General features: G+C 44.2%; 21 protein-coding genes and 1 tRNA gene. 18 read left to right on the forward strand and 4 right to left on the reverse strand.

Annotated features, from left to right (window positions below):
- Window positions 1–53: 53 nt before the first annotated feature.
- Genes C6G87_RS06150 through rpoD form a run of 4 tightly spaced genes read right to left on the reverse strand, consistent with a single transcriptional unit; the run spans window position 54 to window position 5,079 of the window.
- Window positions 54–1,409 (reverse strand): FAD-dependent oxidoreductase, encoded by a 1,356-nt coding sequence (locus tag C6G87_RS06150; RefSeq protein ID WP_104752648.1) that lies wholly within the window; start codon window positions 1,407–1,409, stop codon window positions 54–56.
- A gap of 43 nt (window positions 1,410–1,452) precedes the next feature.
- Window positions 1,453–2,757, reverse strand: a complete 1,305-nt coding sequence (locus C6G87_RS06155) for an SH3 domain-containing C40 family peptidase (protein ID WP_104752649.1) — start codon at window positions 2,755–2,757, stop codon at window positions 1,453–1,455.
- Window positions 2,750–3,214, reverse strand: coding sequence for a low molecular weight protein-tyrosine-phosphatase (locus C6G87_RS06160; RefSeq protein ID WP_104752650.1), 465 nt, complete (start codon window positions 3,212–3,214; stop codon window positions 2,750–2,752). The genes C6G87_RS06155 and C6G87_RS06160 overlap by 8 nt, the downstream gene beginning before the upstream one ends.
- Window positions 3,211–5,079, reverse strand: coding sequence for an RNA polymerase sigma factor RpoD (gene rpoD / locus C6G87_RS06165; protein ID WP_104752651.1), 1,869 nt, complete (start codon window positions 5,077–5,079; stop codon window positions 3,211–3,213). The genes C6G87_RS06160 and rpoD overlap by 4 nt, the downstream gene beginning before the upstream one ends.
- Before the next feature lie 115 nt (window positions 5,080–5,194).
- Here rpoD and tatB point away from each other — a divergent pair, with 115 nt between their 5' ends.
- From tatB to C6G87_RS06250, 18 genes are all read left to right on the forward strand, one after another.
- Window positions 5,195–5,608: a Sec-independent protein translocase protein TatB gene (tatB, locus tag C6G87_RS06170; protein WP_104752665.1), complete on the forward strand. Its 414-nt coding sequence runs from the start codon at window positions 5,195–5,197 to the stop codon at window positions 5,606–5,608.
- The gene (gene tatC, locus C6G87_RS06175; protein ID WP_104752652.1) at window positions 5,601–6,314 is read left to right on the forward strand and encodes a twin-arginine translocase subunit TatC; all 714 of its coding nucleotides are present in this window, start codon (window positions 5,601–5,603) and stop codon (window positions 6,312–6,314) included. The genes tatB and tatC overlap by 8 nt, the downstream gene beginning before the upstream one ends.
- A complete protein-coding gene (gene queA / locus C6G87_RS06180) occupies window positions 6,307–7,332 on the forward strand; it encodes a tRNA preQ1(34) S-adenosylmethionine ribosyltransferase-isomerase QueA (RefSeq protein WP_104752664.1) in 1,026 nt (341 codons plus the stop codon). The genes tatC and queA overlap by 8 nt, the downstream gene beginning before the upstream one ends.
- Window positions 7,333–7,334: 2 nt before the next feature.
- A complete protein-coding gene (rsmG, locus tag C6G87_RS06185; RefSeq protein ID WP_382262716.1) occupies window positions 7,335–7,874 on the forward strand; it encodes a 16S rRNA (guanine(527)-N(7))-methyltransferase RsmG in 540 nt (179 codons plus the stop codon).
- Complete coding sequence (locus tag C6G87_RS06190; RefSeq protein WP_104752654.1) at window positions 7,862–8,071, forward strand: PP0621 family protein; 210 nt, start codon at window positions 7,862–7,864, stop codon at window positions 8,069–8,071. The genes rsmG and C6G87_RS06190 overlap by 13 nt, the downstream gene beginning before the upstream one ends.
- A complete protein-coding gene (locus C6G87_RS06195) occupies window positions 8,071–8,457 on the forward strand; it encodes a hypothetical protein (protein ID WP_104752655.1) in 387 nt (128 codons plus the stop codon). The genes C6G87_RS06190 and C6G87_RS06195 overlap by 1 nt, the downstream gene beginning before the upstream one ends.
- Before the next feature lie 33 nt (window positions 8,458–8,490).
- Window positions 8,491–8,578 (forward strand) — tRNA-Ser (locus tag C6G87_RS06200).
- A 133-nt stretch (window positions 8,579–8,711) separates the two neighbouring features.
- The gene (gene ureA / locus C6G87_RS06205; RefSeq protein ID WP_104752656.1) at window positions 8,712–9,416 is read left to right on the forward strand and encodes an urease subunit alpha; all 705 of its coding nucleotides are present in this window, start codon (window positions 8,712–8,714) and stop codon (window positions 9,414–9,416) included.
- Between the two features lie 17 nt (window positions 9,417–9,433).
- A complete protein-coding gene (ureB, locus tag C6G87_RS06210; protein ID WP_104752657.1) occupies window positions 9,434–11,143 on the forward strand; it encodes an urease subunit beta in 1,710 nt (569 codons plus the stop codon).
- Between the two features lie 152 nt (window positions 11,144–11,295).
- Window positions 11,296–11,883, forward strand: a complete 588-nt coding sequence (locus C6G87_RS06215) for an AmiS/UreI family transporter (protein WP_104752658.1) — start codon at window positions 11,296–11,298, stop codon at window positions 11,881–11,883.
- Window position 11,884: 1 nt separating this feature from the next.
- Window positions 11,885–12,412: an urease accessory protein UreE gene (locus C6G87_RS06220; RefSeq protein ID WP_199767654.1), complete on the forward strand. Its 528-nt coding sequence runs from the start codon at window positions 11,885–11,887 to the stop codon at window positions 12,410–12,412.
- A gap of 2 nt (window positions 12,413–12,414) precedes the next feature.
- Window positions 12,415–13,092, forward strand: coding sequence for an urease accessory protein UreF (locus C6G87_RS06225; protein WP_104752659.1), 678 nt, complete (start codon window positions 12,415–12,417; stop codon window positions 13,090–13,092).
- Between the two features lie 24 nt (window positions 13,093–13,116).
- Complete coding sequence (ureG, locus tag C6G87_RS06230) at window positions 13,117–13,716, forward strand: urease accessory protein UreG (RefSeq protein WP_104752660.1); 600 nt, start codon at window positions 13,117–13,119, stop codon at window positions 13,714–13,716.
- Window positions 13,716–14,528: an urease accessory protein UreD gene (locus C6G87_RS06235; protein WP_104752661.1), complete on the forward strand. Its 813-nt coding sequence runs from the start codon at window positions 13,716–13,718 to the stop codon at window positions 14,526–14,528. Before ureG ends, C6G87_RS06235 begins: the two co-directional genes overlap by 1 nt.
- Window positions 14,529–14,608: 80 nt before the next feature.
- Complete coding sequence (locus C6G87_RS06240) at window positions 14,609–15,271, forward strand: outer membrane beta-barrel protein (protein WP_267892697.1); 663 nt, start codon at window positions 14,609–14,611, stop codon at window positions 15,269–15,271.
- 14 nt (window positions 15,272–15,285) lie between these two features.
- The gene (locus C6G87_RS08990; protein WP_267892698.1) at window positions 15,286–15,462 is read left to right on the forward strand and encodes an outer membrane beta-barrel protein; all 177 of its coding nucleotides are present in this window, start codon (window positions 15,286–15,288) and stop codon (window positions 15,460–15,462) included.
- 90 nt (window positions 15,463–15,552) lie between these two features.
- Complete coding sequence (locus C6G87_RS06245) at window positions 15,553–16,431, forward strand: outer membrane protein (protein WP_104752662.1); 879 nt, start codon at window positions 15,553–15,555, stop codon at window positions 16,429–16,431.
- Between the two features lie 84 nt (window positions 16,432–16,515).
- Window positions 16,516–17,346, forward strand: a complete 831-nt coding sequence (locus tag C6G87_RS06250) for an outer membrane protein (RefSeq protein WP_104752663.1) — start codon at window positions 16,516–16,518, stop codon at window positions 17,344–17,346.
- The last annotated feature ends 338 nt before the right edge of the window (window positions 17,347–17,684 follow it).

A 17,684-nucleotide genomic window follows, 5' to 3' on the forward strand; every position in this document is an offset into this window, starting at 1 on the left:
CATGGGGCGATGGTGGGGGGTTCAAGTGGGCTATTATGCCCACACTATAAAACTTAGGACATCTTTAACTCTTCAGGCGAGAGCTCCTCATAGAAGCGCTCTATATCCAAATGTGCACCCAAATATTGTGTGATCTCTTTAGCATCCACAAGGGCATTTTCTAAACAACTAGTTGCACCTGGGGAGGGAGTCATGTTAAAAGTGATACCTTGATGTGTAATAATCTTGCGTTCACCTAATTCTAGCTTTTTCTTAGTACGATCCAAGACTTGCGGGCGCACTTCACCAAATCCGGCCGCGTATTGTAGATCGCTCAGTGTAAGTGAGGGGATGATTTTACGTGCGTCGTGCAAAAACTTACGCTTGCCGATGTAGGGAAGCTCAAAGACTATGTTTTTAAAGACATAATTCCTAATGTCCCTTTCAGTAAAGAGATCAAAAACGATGCCCATCACATCCATATTGAAATCCATTTTGAATAGTTCCCAACTGATCCCCTTGAGTAAGCACTTATGGCGTTCCAACTTGGGCATTGCCAACGCCGTAGGACCCAAGCGGGTTTTGCCCTTGATCCATACATCTGGGTCGCCATGCAGGGCGGCAAAGGGTAATTTCGGATTCTGTACGGTATAAACCTTACCCCGCAACAAATTAGGTACAAAATAAAAACTTCCCGCCACAGGCAAACATCCTAAATCTAAACCATAACCCATAGATTGGGCTAGAGGTAGAGAATACGATCCTGCATCTACAAGCACAAATTTTCCATAGATCTCATCGCCCTCTGTAGAAACCACAGCCCACTCATCTAGGCAACGCTCAATCTTGCTGACCTTAAAATGAAAAAAGGCATGGTTTTCAGGGTTGAGCGCCATCGCTTCTTGTACAAAATTCTTACTTAAAAGCTCAAAATTCATGCCACACCAATAGTTCTCAAAGCCACTTCCTACGACATTTTCAGGGCGATCTAAGCCATGTTGTTCGGCAATAACCATCGGTTCAATTTGCTTAATTTTGGCTTTGTCAAAGAAAGTAAGTCCGGGGTAAATTTCTTGAAATTCTTCATGCCTTTTAGTAATAAAAGCGCATTCTTTATCCCCTACTCCAATTGCCATTTTCTGCATCTCAAAGATGACTTTATTTTGTAGATTTTTGTTAAAGGCATAACGGCGAATTTTCTCAGCAGCTAGCTTGACTTTCTTAGCTTTTTGTGCAGTATAATTAGTTTCGATTGCCCCGTCATGAATGGTTTGAGAGTTAGCTTTAGCATTGGAACTTACTCTAGCCACATCGCGCTCTCGCTCTACAAGGGCAATTTTTTTTAAGTCGGTGTATTGGCTTAAAGTCCAAAGCAAGGCGCAACCGGAGACTCCGCCTCCGATGATCACCACATCAAAATCACGCTTCATGTAATTTCCTTTACTTGAGTTAAAAAAGCGGATTGTAGCATAATCAATGTGCCACCAACTTTAAGCTATAGTCGTAGAGATCCGACATTGCCCCCACGCGATCGATCAAAAGATTGGATTGTGCAAAGAGCTTCTTATGTTCCTTGCCCAATTTTAGAGTGGTGATCACGGCTTTTTCAATATTGTAGATATTTCTCTTATTGGATTTATCGACGGAGACAGACCATATATTATGCGCTACAATGACTCTTTTGTGGTGCACGCCCAAGTAGAGCATGATATGTCCCTTAAGCCATAAAATCGTGGCAAACGGAGTAGCATGTTTGATAATGTAGGCTTCCTTTTTATGTGCGGACATGCGGCTTAGGTCGATTGCATTATTGGCATATTGTACCTGCGCAAAGGAATTTCTAGGTAAGAAAATACCAAAACTAGCAAAACTATCGCGCGTAAAAGCTGAACAATCACGTTTTTGCTCCACACCCCCCCAACCATATTTCTGTCCCAACATCGTGTCAATTACAGCTGCCATAACTTGAGGAGTTAAGGGGCGTGGAAAAGAGGTAAAATCTTTAAGGTTGATTGTAATAGGCATTGGCTTGGCAAAACCTTGCGAGTCTTTGCTGTAGATGTAAACCTGTTTGGAGGTGTGGGGAACACGGGGGAAAATTTCTCCCATGTGTGCATTATCTAAGTAAGTATAGCGCTTATCGTACAAAGGAACTTTATCTTGCAGTGGAGTAAGGTAATCTTTAAGCTCTAGAATCTTATAAATTGTTTCTGCACGGACTGGAGCTATATCTTCTATACGCACCCAACCAAAAATAAAACTGCTTTGGATATGCGCATAGGTTTTTGTTGTGTTGTAATGGGTGATAAGTACAGGCGTACCCGCAAAAATCATGGAATTTTGCCACTGATCAAAGGGGTAATCGTCTTTAGTGCGGTAATAAGGTTTATCTGTAGGCACGGCGCGCACATTGGTATCAGTAAGAACTACTGCTCTGATCGCCACACTGGGATAATTGGCTGTGTCCATACTCTGATAAATTCTTTGTATTTCTTGGGGATCGTTGGGTTTTCCATCTCTAGCATAGCCGGGGCTTGAAAAGGTGTCTAGCGCCCAGAATATTTTGCGCCGATCCTGATCAGCTTGTGGCTGCGTCCATGGGGCATACCAGCGTTGCAAGTAAGCTGATTTGAGTTTCTCAGGAGGGGGAGCAGGCAAAGCACGCTTGGGTAGATAGTAGGTAGCCTCTTGAGGGAGTTTAATTAGATCGCGAAGAGGTGCTTCTTCAGCGAACGCAACAACACATAGACATAAAAATGCAATAACAACTCTAAACATGGCAGCGTGTTAGTAACTCTTCCACGCCTCGCTCAATCATCAGATACACTCTTTCTAGATCTTGCGCGCGGGTGAATGTATAGGGATCAGGAATATCCGCTCCTCTTAAACCGAAATCGCCCAATTTGTAAACATGGGGGTGAGTGATACCTAATCCTCTCAAAGCTTGCAAATTGCTACAATCCATCGCGACAACCCAGTCAAAGCGATCGGCTAAGGCTTGAGTAATGGGCTTACTTGTAAAATGGGCAATATCGATTCCATGTTGTCGAGCTAGCTTGATGATGGGAGGATGAGCAGGTTCGCCCTGATGAAAAGCCGAAATTCCCGCTCCATCTACGCTCAAATCTAAGTGTCGTTTCTCTATAGTGTGTTGGGCAATTCCTCTAGCCAACATAGAACGACAGATATTGCCCAAGCACAAAAACAAAAGACTTTTGGGAGCTGTGGATTTCATATACGCAAATAGCTTCTAAGTAAGCGTCCATACTGGGGAGAGCGCAACTTCTTGATCGCACTACTTTCAATCTGGCGCACGCGCTCTCTTGTTACATTAAGCTCCTTGCCAATCTCCTCCAAAGTGCGATCGCTCTCATCTTCAAGCAAACCAAAGCGCATACGGATTACAGATTTCTCGCGTTCGTTGAGCTGATCGAGCACCCCATCAATTTGAGCTTTCAAGTCCTCACGCATGATGTGATCCATTGAACCCACGACTTTATCATTTTCTACAAAGTCGCCAAATTTACCATCATCATCATTGCCCACAGGAGACTCCAAACTGATAGGCTCTTTTGTGATCTTGATAACATTTTTAACCTTATCTAGGGGCAACCCTACTTCTTTGGCGACTAAATCTAGGTCAGGTTCTTTACCATTCTCTTGCATATACTTACGCATCACCTTATTAATGCGGTTGATGGTATCAATCATGTGGATAGGGATACGGATCGTGCGGGCTTGATCGGCAATAGCGCGGCTGATCGCCTGTTTAATCCACCAAGTGGCGTAAGTAGAAAAGCGGTAATTTTTCTCGTGCTCAAATTTATCAACTGCTTTCATTAGTCCGATGTTACCCTCTTGAATCAAGTCCAAAAAGGGCAATCCGCGCGAGGTATAACGCTTAGCGATGCTCACTACCAAGCGCAAGTTAGAGCGCGCCATCTTATTCTTAGCCTTATCAGAAATGAGCTTGCCACGTTTGATTTGCTCCAAAATTTCTTTGAGCTTGCCGGGTTCTAAATCAAAGCCGTCTTCGCCAGCTTCTTTAGTCTGAAAGAGCTTTTTGATCTCCATATAAATGCTGATCATAGTCGCTTCAGGCACCATGCTAGCGATCTCTCCCTTGCCCATATTAGTAATATTTTTCAAAATATTCTTATGGTTCTCGATCAGAGCCTCATTAAACAAAGAGAGCTTGTATTCTAGGCGTTTTAATTCTTTCTCAAATCCATCGCCACTCTTGAGTGAAGTTTCCATAGCCTTAACTAATTCACCGATAAGTTTACTTGTAGGTCCTAGATCATAGAGTCTCTCTTTGAGCGCCCGTCGTTTATAAGCTAGAGTGAGCGCATGAATCAGCTCATCCCCCTGTGCTGGGGTATTTAAGGTTTTGAGCCAATCCTTTTTGGCTTTGTCTAAGGCTTTGAAACTCTCAATCACCTTTTCAACCCGCTTGCGATCTTTCTCGGAAAGATTTTTCTTCACCTCGATAGTGTCTTCATCGTCGTCTTCTAACTCATTTTCCTCTTCTTTTTTTGTCCCTGCTTCATCATCATCAAAGTTTCTAAAAAGCTCTTTAACACGTCTCTCCCTGTTGATCAACGCATCTTTGTAATTGTAGATAAAATCAATCAGATAGGGCACAGAGCAGATCGCATCTAAAATGATATTTTCCCCCAATTTGATCTGCTTGCTTAGCTCCACCTCCTCCTCTTTGCTGAGTAAGGGAATTTCACCCATTTCGCGCAAATACATGCGCACAGGGCTATCGCTCCTAGACCATTCCGTAAGCTCTTTTTCCTTGATAAAGTCTAGATTGTCATCTGTATCTTCCTCAAGCGCCTTAGACTTCTTGCGTGGCACCTTGCGATCCATAGAAAGCGAAGTTAGGGCACATTCAGAAGAATGCACAAAACACTTGTCATATTTGAGTGCAAGCTCTTTGATTTTTTTAACTTGAGAAGGTGTAGGAATCTTTTGAAACACATCTAAAAGGCGCTCGTAAGAAATATTCTTGTCTGCCTCCTTGAAGATTGACTCAAGCTCTTCTTGAAAAGTAAACTTTGGGGAATTTTTGGGGGTTTTATTGGGCTTTTCCATAGACAATCCTGCGTAGAGATAGCGAGATACTAAACCACAAGAAATAGTAAAACGCCCCATTATAGTAGAAATTAACTTACTAAAACATTAAGACTAGCAAGCTATAATGTGGAGCATGTTTGGAATAGGTTTTTTTGAATTGGTAGTGATCTTGGTCATTGCCATCATCTTTTTAGGACCAGAAAAGTTTCCTCAAGCTATGGTGGACTTGGCGCGCTTTTTTAAAGCGGTAAAAAAAACGCTCAATGATGCCAAAGAGACTTTAGATCAAGAGTTGCACATAGAAAGTTTGAAGCAAGAGAGCTTAGAGTATAAAAAACTCTTTGATGAGGGACAACACAAGATAGAATCTACTTTTAACAAAGAACTAAAAGATCTTCAGCAGGTGCAAGACGATCTTAGAACGAGCATTGCCCATGCTAATCCCTTAGATGCGCTTTCTGCAGAGGTACAAGCCGATCAGTCTGATGAACTTCCGCGCCCTAAGGTTAGCTTAGAAAAAACACCTCCGAAGAAACTCGATGTTTGAAGACTTAAAACCTCATCTTGAGGAGTTGCGCAAGCGCTTACTTATCTGTATTGCTGTGTTGGTTGGGGCGTTTGCTCTTTGCTTTAACTTTTGGGATCATATCTTCGCGTGGATCAGAGCCTCCTATGCGGGCAAGCTGATCCAAATTTCACCTATAGAAGGGATTATGGTTGCCATTAAGGTAAGCTTTTTGGCTTCCTTAGTTATAGCAACTCCGGTCATCTTTTGGCAACTTTGGCTTTTTATTTCCCCCGGGCTCTACAAGCATGAAAAAAAGATGGCTCTACCCTTTGTTTTCTTTGGAACAACGATGTTTGTAATAGGGGCGTGTTTTGCCTATTATGTTGTTTTTCCTTTTGTGATTCATTATTTAGCTAACTTTGGGAGTGCGGTTTTTGAAGCCAATATCTCGGCTTCTAGTTATGTGAGTTTCTTTACACGACTCATTTTAGGCTTTGGGGTGGCTTTTGAGTTGCCTGTTTTGGCTTTCTTTTTAGCAAAGGTGGGCTTGATCACAGATGCAACTCTCAAGGGTTATTTTAAATACGCCATCGTGATTATCTTTATCATCGCTGCTATTATCACTCCTCCAGATGTCATGAGTCAGATCTGCATGGCTTTGCCTTTGATAGGCTTATATGGACTCTCCATCCTGATTGCCAAATGGGTTAATCCTGCTTCCAAAGAAGATTCCTATGATGCCTAGCATTCCTCAAGAGTTTTTGTTGTCAAGTTACCATTACGATTTGCCTCCCGAGCGTATCGCTTCTACCCCCCTTTTACCCCAAGAACAAGCTAAATTACTGGTCTATGATCGTAGTAGTGGGCGCATCACGCATAGCCATTTTGCCCATGTCTTTGACTTCTTTCCCAAGAATGCGCTTGTAGTGCTCAATGATACCAAAGTGATCAAGGCACGCCTATATGGGCGCAAGGCAAGCGGGGGTAAGATAGAATTATTGATCCACAATCCCCATAATCTCCACCACTTCAACGCCCAAATCAAAGGGCGTATCTCTAAAGGGGGGATGATCGAATTAGAGCAGGGGTATTCTTGTGAAGTGCTCACCCCTCCCTCTAATTTGCGCAAAGTGTGTTTTTATCATCACCAACACCCTCTAAATTGGGAGGGGGTGCTAACCATGCTTGAGCTTCTAGGGCATATGCCCATCCCCCCCTATCTCAAGCGCCCCGACACCCTCACAGACACACAAACTTATCAAAGTGTCTTTGCCAAGCACCCCGGAGCTATCGCTGCACCTACTGCCTCACTGCATTTCTCAGAGTGCGCCAAAGAGCACCTTTTAACCCATTTTGCCCATGCTTTTTTAACCCTACATGTAGGGGCGGGTACTTTTGTGGGGGTCGAGTGCGCAGATATTAGAGAACATACTATGCACTCTGAAGCGTTGTTTATCCCTAAAGACACACAGCATGCCCTAGATCACGCACCCTATATTCTATGTGTGGGCACGACTGCCCTTAGGGGTGTGGAGCATTATAAGCGCGGTAATGCCCTTAAACCCTGCAATCTCTTTTTGCACCCGGGCAACCCCGTCGCCCACTCTCAAGCCTTGCTCACAAATTTTCACCTGCCTAAATCAACTCTGATCATGCTAGTAGCTTCTATGGTAGGTTTGCAAAAGTGCTTAGAGCTCTATAAGACAGCCATAGAACACAAGTATCGCTTTTATTCTTATGGCGATGGGATGCTTATTTTATGAAAATACAAGCGCAATTGGATCAATTTGGCACACTCTTGCTAGAGTGGAACCAAACGCACGCCCTAAGTGGAGTAAAAAATTTATCCCAAGCCCATGCCCAAATTGTCGATAGTGTGCAGGTGCTAGAGTTTATTCAGCCCTTCAAGAGCTGTTTGGACATAGGTAGCGGAGCGGGTTTCCCTGCCATTCCTCTCGCGATTCATTGCCCTCATACGCATTTTATTCTCGTAGAGCCCAATGCAAAAAAAATAGCGTTTTTACACCATGTGAAAGTGGTATTGGGGCTAGACAATGTGATCCTCAAGCGCGTGCGTATCCAAGAATTACCCCCTGTACGCGTGCAACTCATCACTTCTAGAGCATTAATGAGCACGCGAGAGTTAATTGCGCTGAGCACGCCTTTTTTGGAGTTAGGGGGGTATTTTCTCTTCTATAAAGGGAGCTCTCTAGACCAAGAGATTGTATGCCTGCCTAAAGAGCGTTTTTGCTATGGTAAACGGGTGTATTTTTATAGACAAAAGGAGAGCGCATGCGCATTTTGATTGCCTTAATTATTGTTGGCTGGATTGTATGGATTTTGCGCAAACGGCTTACATCTAAGTCTCTCTCTAATAACTCTTCTTCTGTGGAAAACTTGCTAGAATGCGCGCATTGTAAAACCTACATCACCAGCAAGGAAGCCATTTTTTCTCAAGGACGCGTTTTTTGTAGCCAACATTGTTTGCAAAAAGGAAATTAATGCTTATCTTTGGTCATCCTAAAATCCCATGCCCTGCTTTTAAATCCGTTAATGAAATAGCCCAAATTGCCCAAAGCACTAACGATACAATCGTGTATTTCTATGCTCACCTAGAAAATGCTTGTGATCTTGCTCAACATTGCTCTACAGAGCGTGTTAAATATGCGGTGGTCGTGTCTAACACTTACGATCTTGCTCTGATGATCAATTTCACCCCTACTTATATCATTGCTCCTGCGCATGCTCAAGACTTTCAAAGTGTGGCTAATGATTACCTCTTAGATGCTAAAATTCTTGTACCCATCAGCACACAAGAGGAGATCGCTCAAGCGTTACAAATGCGCCTAGATGGGGTGATTTTCATAGAATGGTTCACGCGTACTTAAGCTAGATCGTGCTAGAATGCGCCTTTTTCTCCAGGAGAGATGTCCGAGCGGTTGAAGGAGCACGCCTGGAACGCGTGTAAGGTGCAAGCCTTCAAGGGTTCGAATCCCTTTCTCTCCGCCATCTGTAAGATAAAAATCAAATAAATAATATTATCTAGCTATTTAAAAATGTTAACAAAAATTAGAAAATTTTAGACTACAATCCGCCTTGTTGATAGCTTGGCTACCAATAGAAATTCAACAAGGAGTTTAGGATGAAACTAACCCCCAAAGAGCTAGATAAATTGATGCTTCACTATGCGGGTAGATTGGCAGAAGAACGCTTGGCGCGTGGCGTGAAGCTCAACTACACTGAGGCGGTGGCACTTATCAGTGCGCGTGTAATGGAGAAGGCGCGCGATGGCAATAAAACCGTGGCGGATCTGATGCAAGAAGGTAGGACTTGGCTTAAAAAAGAGGATGTGATGGATGGCGTGGCGAGTATGATCCATGAAGTCGGAATTGAGGCTAACTTCCCTGATGGAACCAAGCTTGTAACCATCCACACTCCCGTAGAGGACAATGGCAAACTAGCTCCGGGTGAAGTTTTCTTGAAAGAGGAAGATATCACCATCAACGCTGGTAAAGAGTCCATTAGCGTAAAAGTGAAAAACAAAGGCGATCGCCCCGTGCAGGTGGGTTCACACTTCCATTTCTTTGAAGTTAACAAACTTTTAGATTTTGATCGTGAAAAAGCTTTCGGTAAGCGCTTAGACATCGCTTCAGGAACAGCTGTACGCTTTGAACCCGGAGAAGAAAAAAGTGTTGAATTAATTGATATTGGGGGCAATAAACGCGTCTATGGCTTTAACTCTCTTGTGGATCGCCAAGCCGATGCTGATGGCAAAAAATTGGGCTTGAAGCGTGCTAAAGAAAAGGGTTTTGGTTCTGTATCCTGTTGCGACAGCACTAAAAAGTAAACAAAGAGGAGAAAACGATGAAAAAGATTTCTAGAAAAGAATATGTTTCTATGTATGGTCCCACCACAGGGGATCGTGTTAGACTGGGCGACACTAACCTGATCTTGGAAGTAGAACATGATTATACAACCTATGGTGAAGAAATCAAATTTGGGGGCGGAAAAACAATCCGCGATGGGATGAGCCAGACAAATAGTCCAACTTCCTATGAATTGGATTTGGTGATCACAAACGCCCTAATTGTGGATTATACCGGCATTTATAAAGCCGACATCGGGATTAAAGATGGCAAGATTGCAGGCATTGGTAAAGCAGGCAACAAGGATATGCAAGATGGCGTAGACAATAACCTTTGTGTAGGACCTGCCACAGAAGCGCTCGCAGCAGAAGGCTTAATTGTTACGGCAGGTGGGATTGATACCCACATTCACTTTATTTCTCCCCAACAAATTCCAACTGCCTTCGCTAGTGGAATCACTACCATGATTGGTGGAGGAACGGGACCGGCTGATGGTACTAATGCGACCACTATCACCCCCGGGCGCAACAACCTTAAAAGCATGTTGCGTGCGGCTGAGGAATATGCTATGAATCTGGGCTTTTTGGCTAAAGGGAATGTTTCTTATGAACCCTCTTTAGTCGATCAAGTCAAGGCAGGGGCAATTGGCTTTAAAATCCATGAAGACTGGGGTAGCACACCTGCAGCCATTCATCACTGCCTTAATATCGCTGATGAATATGATGTACAAGTGGCGATTCACACGGACACTCTCAACGAAGCAGGCTGTGTAGAGGATACTCTAGAAGCCATTGCTGGACGCACTATCCACACTTTCCATACCGAAGGGGCTGGAGGCGGGCACGCACCAGATGTGATTAAAATGGCAGGTGAGTTTAATATTCTGCCCGCTTCTACCAACCCTACCATTCCTTTCACCAAAAACACCGAAGCCGAGCACATGGACATGTTGATGGTTTGCCACCACTTGGATAAAAGCATCAAAGAAGATGTGCAATTTGCCGATTCACGCATCCGCCCCCAAACAATCGCAGCAGAGGATGTCTTGCATGACATGGGAATTTTCTCTATCACTAGCTCAGACTCTCAAGCGATGGGGCGCGTGGGTGAAGTGATTACCCGCACTTGGCAGACTGCAGACAAAAATAAAAAGGAATTTGGGCGCTTGAAAGAAGAAAAAGGCGATAACGACAACTTCCGCATCAAACGCTACCTTGCTAAATACACCATCAACCCCGCTATTGCGCATGGGATTTCTGACTATGTGGGCTCTGTGGAAGTGGGCAAATACGCCGATCTAGTGCTTTGGAGTCCAGCATTCTTTGGGATTAAACCCAATATGATCATTAAGGGCGGATTCATCGCACTTTCCCAAATGGGCGATGCCAACGCGTCCATCCCTACCCCACAACCCGTTTACTACCGCGAAATGTTTGGACACCATGGCAAAAACAAATTTGATACAAATATCACTTTCGTGTCCCAAGCGGCTTACGACGCAGGAATCAAAGAAAAACTAGGATTAGATAGGGTTGTGTTGCCGGTGAAAAACTGCCGCAATATCACCAAAAAAGACCTCAAGTTTAACGATGTTACCGCACATATCGATGTCAACCCTGAAACCTATAAGGTGAAGGTGGATGGCACGGAAGTTACTTCTAAAGCCGCTGAAACATTGAGCTTAGCACAGCTTTACAACCTATTCTAAAATGCTCGTGGGGGGAGTTTTGTTTTCAAAGAAAAAGGGGGGGTGTTGGAGGGGTCGTTGATTTACTTTGCTGGTTTATAATGGACTCAAGAGAGGTTTTTTTTCGGGTTTTCTCGTACTGAAACTCTCAAATCTTTGCCAAAAGGATGGTAATGTTAGGTCTCGTGTTGTTGTATGTTGCGATCGTGTTGATCAGCAACGGCGTGTGCGGGCTTGCCGGGGTGGACCCTAAGAGCAAGGCCGTTATGAACTTTTTTGTAGGTGGGCTTTCGATCATCTGTAACATCGTTGCTATCACCTATTCAGCGTTCAATCCATCTCCTCTGGTAACAGGTCCTGAAGATGTGGCGCAAGTGTCCCACCATCTGATTAACTTCTATGGTCCTGCTACCGGGTTGCTATTTGGCTTCACCTACTTGTATGCAGCAATCAATAATGTTTACAAGTTAGATTGGCGTCCTTATGGGTGGTATTGTCTTTTTGTGACTATCAACACCATCCCCGCTGCCATCCTTTCTCACTATAGCGATGCGCTCGACGATCATAAAATGTTAGGAATCACTGAAGGTGATTGGTGGGCATTCATTTGGTTAGCTTGGGGTGTGCTCTGGCTCACTGGTTGGATTGAGGAAGTGTTAAAAATCAAGCTAGGTAATTTCGTGCCATGGCTTGCGATTGTAGAGGGTGTTGTTACCGCGTGGATTCCAGCTTGGCTTATCTTCATCCAACACTGGGTATAAGATGATACGCGTGCAAACCATCTTAGGCAATATGCATGGACGCGCTAGCTCCAAAGAGTTAGACTACATCGATCTAGAATGGTTTGACACCCAAAAAAGGATGGGGCGTTGGGTATCGCGTGCAGGGCTAGAGATCGCTCTGAAACTGAATGAACCCCCTGTTATGGGTTTGCGCGATGGCGATATTTTGTTTGAAGATGCCCAACGCATCGTGAGCGTGAATATTCTGCCTACTGAAGTGATTTGTGTCTATGCGCGCGACTGCGCACAGGTGGCTAGAATTTGTTATGAGGTAGGCAATCGCCACGCCTCTCTTTACTATGGTGAGCAAGATTTGAGTTTTAAAACCCCATTTGAAAAACCCTTAAAGATTCTCTTTGAGAGACTAGAGGCACCCCATGAGGTTTTAAAAAGCAAATTGGACAGCTCTAGGCGTATCAGTGTGAGCGCGCCCCACGCCGATCCGCTTGGTTTGAGTGCACCCTTGAAATTCCAAGACAGCAGCCAGCTCGTCATCATTAAAAGATAAATATGCAAGCAGATTTTCTTCTCCTTCAGATCAACGATGCCATGTTCCCCATCGGAAGTTATACTCATTCTTTTGGGCTAGAGACCTATATCCAACATAAAGAGGTTTTTGATAAGGCAAGCGCCCTTGCTTACATGCAAGCGTTCTTGCGTACGCAATTTCTTTACAGCGATTTGCTTAGCCTCAAGTTAGCGTATCAATATAGCTTAAAAAACGCGCTAGAACCCTTGTTAGATATGGAAGAGCGCATCGCTTTAGCCACTCCACCCTTAGAATTGCGTAGCGCTAATCAGAAGCTAGGGAGTCGTTTTTTAAAAACCCTCATGGCACTAGATCTCCCCCCCCATGTTTTCTTTAATACCTACACCCAAGCGAGCACCACGCCCACGCACGCCACCAGTTACGGAGTCTTTTGCGCGTGCATGGATTTGGATTTAGAAGCTAGCTTAAAACACTATCTTTATGCCCAAAGCTCGAACGCGGTGATTAACTGCGTAAAGACCATTCCTTTGGCTCAGAATGACGGGCAACGCATCTTATTAGCCCTACAAAAGACTTTTGGAGAAATTTTGCAAACTTTGGAGGGCTTGGATCGTTCTTATCTCTGTGCGGCAAGTATCCATAACGACATCAAAGCGATGCAGCACGAGCATTTGTATTCTAGACTTTACATGTCTTAACACCACCAATATAAAGGATTGATCATGGTTAAAATAGGGGTTTGCGGACCTGTGGGTAGTGGCAAAACGGCGTTGATCGAGGCGCTCACGCGCGCAATGAGTCAAGAATATAGCATCGGAGTGATCACCAATGACATCTACACGAAAGAAGATGCCGAGTTTCTCTGTAAAAATTCGGTGATGCCTAGAGAAAGAATTATCGGGGTAGAAACGGGAGGCTGCCCCCACACTGCTATTAGAGAAGACGCGTCGATGAATTTAGAGGCGGTGGAGGAATTGCACACTAAATTCCCCGATATCGAACTGATGTTTATTGAGAGTGGAGGCGATAATCTCTCCACCACCTTTAACCCCGAATTAGCCGATTTTACAATCTTTGTGATCGATGTAGCCGAGGGGGATAAAATCCCGCGTAAAGGGGGTCCGGGTATCACACGCTCCGATCTGCTCATCATTAACAAGATCGATCTAGCCCCCTATGTGGGCGCGGATTTGGGCGTGATGGAAAGGGATTCGAAAAAAATGCGTCCTAATAAGCCCTTTTTGTTCACCAATATCCGTTCTAAAGAAGGCTTAGACGCTGTGATCGCATGGATCAAAAAATACGCGCTTTTAGAAGACTGATGCGACACCAAACTACTTACGCCCAAGCGTCTAAACTTTATTTAAGAACAGCCATTGGGGCGCGTGGGCGGTGCGTGATTGCAGATAACTACTTCACCCCTCCCTTCAAACTCATGCCCGCTTTCCATGCTGACAATGCTCTTAGTGAAATCATGCTTTTAGCCGTGAGCCCGGGCATGCTCAAAGGCGATGCGCAGGATATTAAGATCGAGATAGGCAAGGGTTGTCGCCTGAAACTCTCGTCTCAAAGTTTTGAAAAGATCTTTGATACGGAAGATGGGTATGCGAGTCGTGAAACGCATGTAGTAGTGGAGGAAAATGCTCTGCTAGATTTTTCCCCCCTGCCCATTATTCCTTTTGCCAACGCGCATTTTAAAAACCATACAGAGATTATCTTAAACCCCAATTCTGAGTTACTTTACAGCGAAATTGTGGCAGCAGGACGGATCGCACATGGGGAAGCCTTTGCCTTCCATAAGATCCACTCCACACTGCACATCACTTATCAGAATCCCCAAGATTCTCAACTAATTTTTATAGATAACACTATTTTAGACCCTGCTTGCATGGACTTAACCAATCCGTGCATGTTTGATTCTTACACCCACTATCTCAACATGGTCATTTTTACAAAATGCCTTCAACAAGAGACAATCCAAGCTCTTTTAGAAGAATCTAAACTCAACGCAGGACTGAGCGCTCTACCCTCTCGCCTACCCCAAGAATATAGCAGTCTCTGCCTTAAAGCTCTTGCTTGTAGCTCTGAACCTTTGCTCGCTTTGCGCCATGCTATTTCTCAACTTCTTACATAAAATGCGTATAGACTTGACAGAAAAGCGCAAATATTGATAAAATCCCGCTTCTAATCCCTAAATTTTTAGAAGAGGTTTTCATGACACCTTTACACAAGAGGCACACCCGTGCATTTTTAGGTCTTAGTTTTGCAGCGCTTTTTGCTTTAGCACCTCTAGGGGCTGAAGACAATGGCGTTTTCATCGGAGCAGGATTTCAATATTCTTATTTTGAGCAAGTCATAAGCACCACCAATCAAAATCTATTAAATGAGTTGCGCAAATCTATACCACAAGATGCTTCTGGGAATCTCTATGGGGGCGATGCCCAAGTGGGTTATAAACAATTCTTTGGGGGGCGTAAATCCTTTGGCTTGCGCTATTATGGGTTCTTCAGCGGACAGGCCGGAAAGTATATTGGTAGCTACATCGACACTTTTGAAGGGGCAAATACTGAAACAAAATACAAGCAACCCGCCACCAATTATTTTTATGGTGTGGGGGTAGATATGTTATACAACTTTATCCATGAAGGCTCTGCGCGTAATTTTGGGGTGTTTGCAGGCGTGATGGTGGGAGGGAGCACATGGGAAATGGGTAAGGGCTACTGGACTGCTGACGGGAAATGTGCAACTAACTTAAATGGACCATGTATCACAGGGAATCAGGTTTACCAACAATTAGCGCGTAACATGTCCAAAGATAGCGATGGGGGTTTACAGCCAGTTTCTCGCCCACCTTTGTGCAAGTTTTGGTCAATCTAGGCTTTAGGGCTAATTTGAGCAAACATCAAGGCTTTGAGTTGGGCGTGCGGATCCCTACCATCAACGATCCCTATTTCAAGGTTGTGATGGCTAAAGATGCGGATAAAGGGGAGGTTAAAAAGGGGGATTCAATTACCATCAATTTAAGGCGTGATGTGGCTGCCTATATTAACTATGTGGTGAGTTTTTAGCTATTCTTGCTGTGGACACCGCCCCTAGATTTAGCGCTTTTTTGCAAACATCACAGGATCGCCTGATATTTTCTTAAAGAAGGGATGAGTATGGTTTCAAATGGCAGACGATACAGGCATGTTTTGGGCTTCAGCATCGCGACACTTTTTTCTCTAGCCTCCTTGCATGCAGAAGAAAATGGCGTTTTTTTGGGTGGCGGGTTTCAGTATTCCAACGCCTCAGCAGTGAACACAATGATCAGCGTTGACTCTAGCCCAATTAGCAATACATACACCTACAATGGTAATCTCTTTGGGGCGGATATCCAAGCGGGCTATAAACAATTTTTTGGCAAAACAAAGCGTTTTGGCTTGCGCTACTATGGCTTCTTTAGTGGACAGGGCGGAAGCACGAGTGCAATCAATAGCACTTTTGAATTTGCACAAACAAAACCAACAAGTCTAATTGACTATGGGTATGCCGTGATCAACCAGCCCACCGCTAACCTCTTCTATGGAGTGGGTGTAGACTTCCTCTACAACTTCCATGAAAGCCAACAGCGCACCTTTGGGCTGTTTTTGGGCGCAATGCTTGGAGGAAGTTCGTGGCTGATGGGTAAAGCCACCATGGGCAATTTCTGCCCATGGACAAATAACGATGGTATTTGCCGTTCGATGAATGGTTATTTTGCGCAGTGGGCAAAGGATCTCAAAGATCCCTCGTTTTATGCCTATGGAAACACGAAGGCAACTTTTATGCCTACCTTTGTACAATTAATTCTTAACTTTTGCTTAAGAGCGAATTTCACAAAACACCAAGGTTTTGAGGCGGGGGTGCGTGTCCCTACCATTGATGACCCCTATTTCAGCGCAACAAATGTTGCAGGAAAGAAGGATCACTATGCCCTAGTTGGTAAAGGAGGCTCTAAGGAAACCTTCACCTTTAGGCGCAATGTCGCTATTTTTGCTAACTATGTCTTTAATTTTTAGACATTGATGTTTTTGGGGTGGGGGTGTTTGACAACCAGCGCACAAGCATGTTAGAATTCGCACTTTTGATATCTAAGGAGATTTATGATTTTCAAGCGATGGGTAATACGCTCTATTAGTTTCAGCGCCTTAAGCTCTCTCTCTCTTGGTTTAAACGCCTTGCATGCGGAAACAAATGGCATGTTTATTGGGGCGGGGTTTCAGTATTCTTATTTTTCAGGGGCGGATAAATCCAATTCAGTAATGCAGGCCGGTACGAGCACCTCTTCATATCCTATTTCTGCCAATCTTTATGGAGGGGATTTGCAATTTGGATACAAGCAATTCTTTGGCAAAATCAGGCGCTTTGGCTTACGCTATTATGGCATGTTCAGCGGTCAGACGGGCAATTACCATTGGTTCCAAAATCCATCTATCCAAAACTCTGCTACACCCACCATAGGTTCAGCCACCAACTTTTTCTATGGAGCGGGGGTCGATGCCCTTTTTAATTTCTATGAAAGCGACAAGCACCCACGCACATTTGGGGCGTTTGTGGGCGCGATGCTAGGAGGGAGCAGTTGGCTTTTGGGGGAGGGCTATAACAACACGAATTGTGACACATTCACTTATGATGGTAATCGTGCGCGCACTTGTGCAAGCTTAAATGCGCAATCTGCCCAAAAGCAAGAAGACACTAAAACGAGCTTTGCCCCCACCTTTGTGCAATTTAGCTTCAATTTAGGATTTCGTGCCAATTTCAGCAAGCACATAGGAGTAGAGGCGGGGGTGCGTGTCCCCGTGATCGACATCCCATTCTACAAGGCAAAAAATCTTACAAACAACGGGGATGTTCGCGGTGGTGCAGGATCATCGGAGTCTTTCACCTTCAGGCGCGACATCGTCTTTTTTACCAATTATGTCCATAATTTCTAAGGGTATGAGCTTACCCACTCGCACCGCAAGGTACCCTAGCTTTAGCTGGGCTGATTAAGGCACATGTCCTTAATGTTGGTTGGTTTTGTGTATACCTCGTGTTAATCGCCTACAAAAGCTCTACACTCTGCAAAGGCAGATCACCAAATTAAAGAAAACAACATGCTTTGCTTTTTTAAACTCTAGATTCTCAGACATGGCAGGAGCTAGTAGAGAGGATATAGAGCTTATAAGAAGTTTTTTAAAATAGGGCAGACTTCCTAGATCAACAAGGTCTCTTTATACCAATCTTTCACACTTAGAGGGAAAGTAGGTTATAAAATCCAAAACAACATTAT

Source organism: Helicobacter baculiformis (assembly GCF_900197685.1).
Lineage (GTDB): Bacteria > Campylobacterota > Campylobacteria > Campylobacterales > Helicobacteraceae > Helicobacter > Helicobacter baculiformis.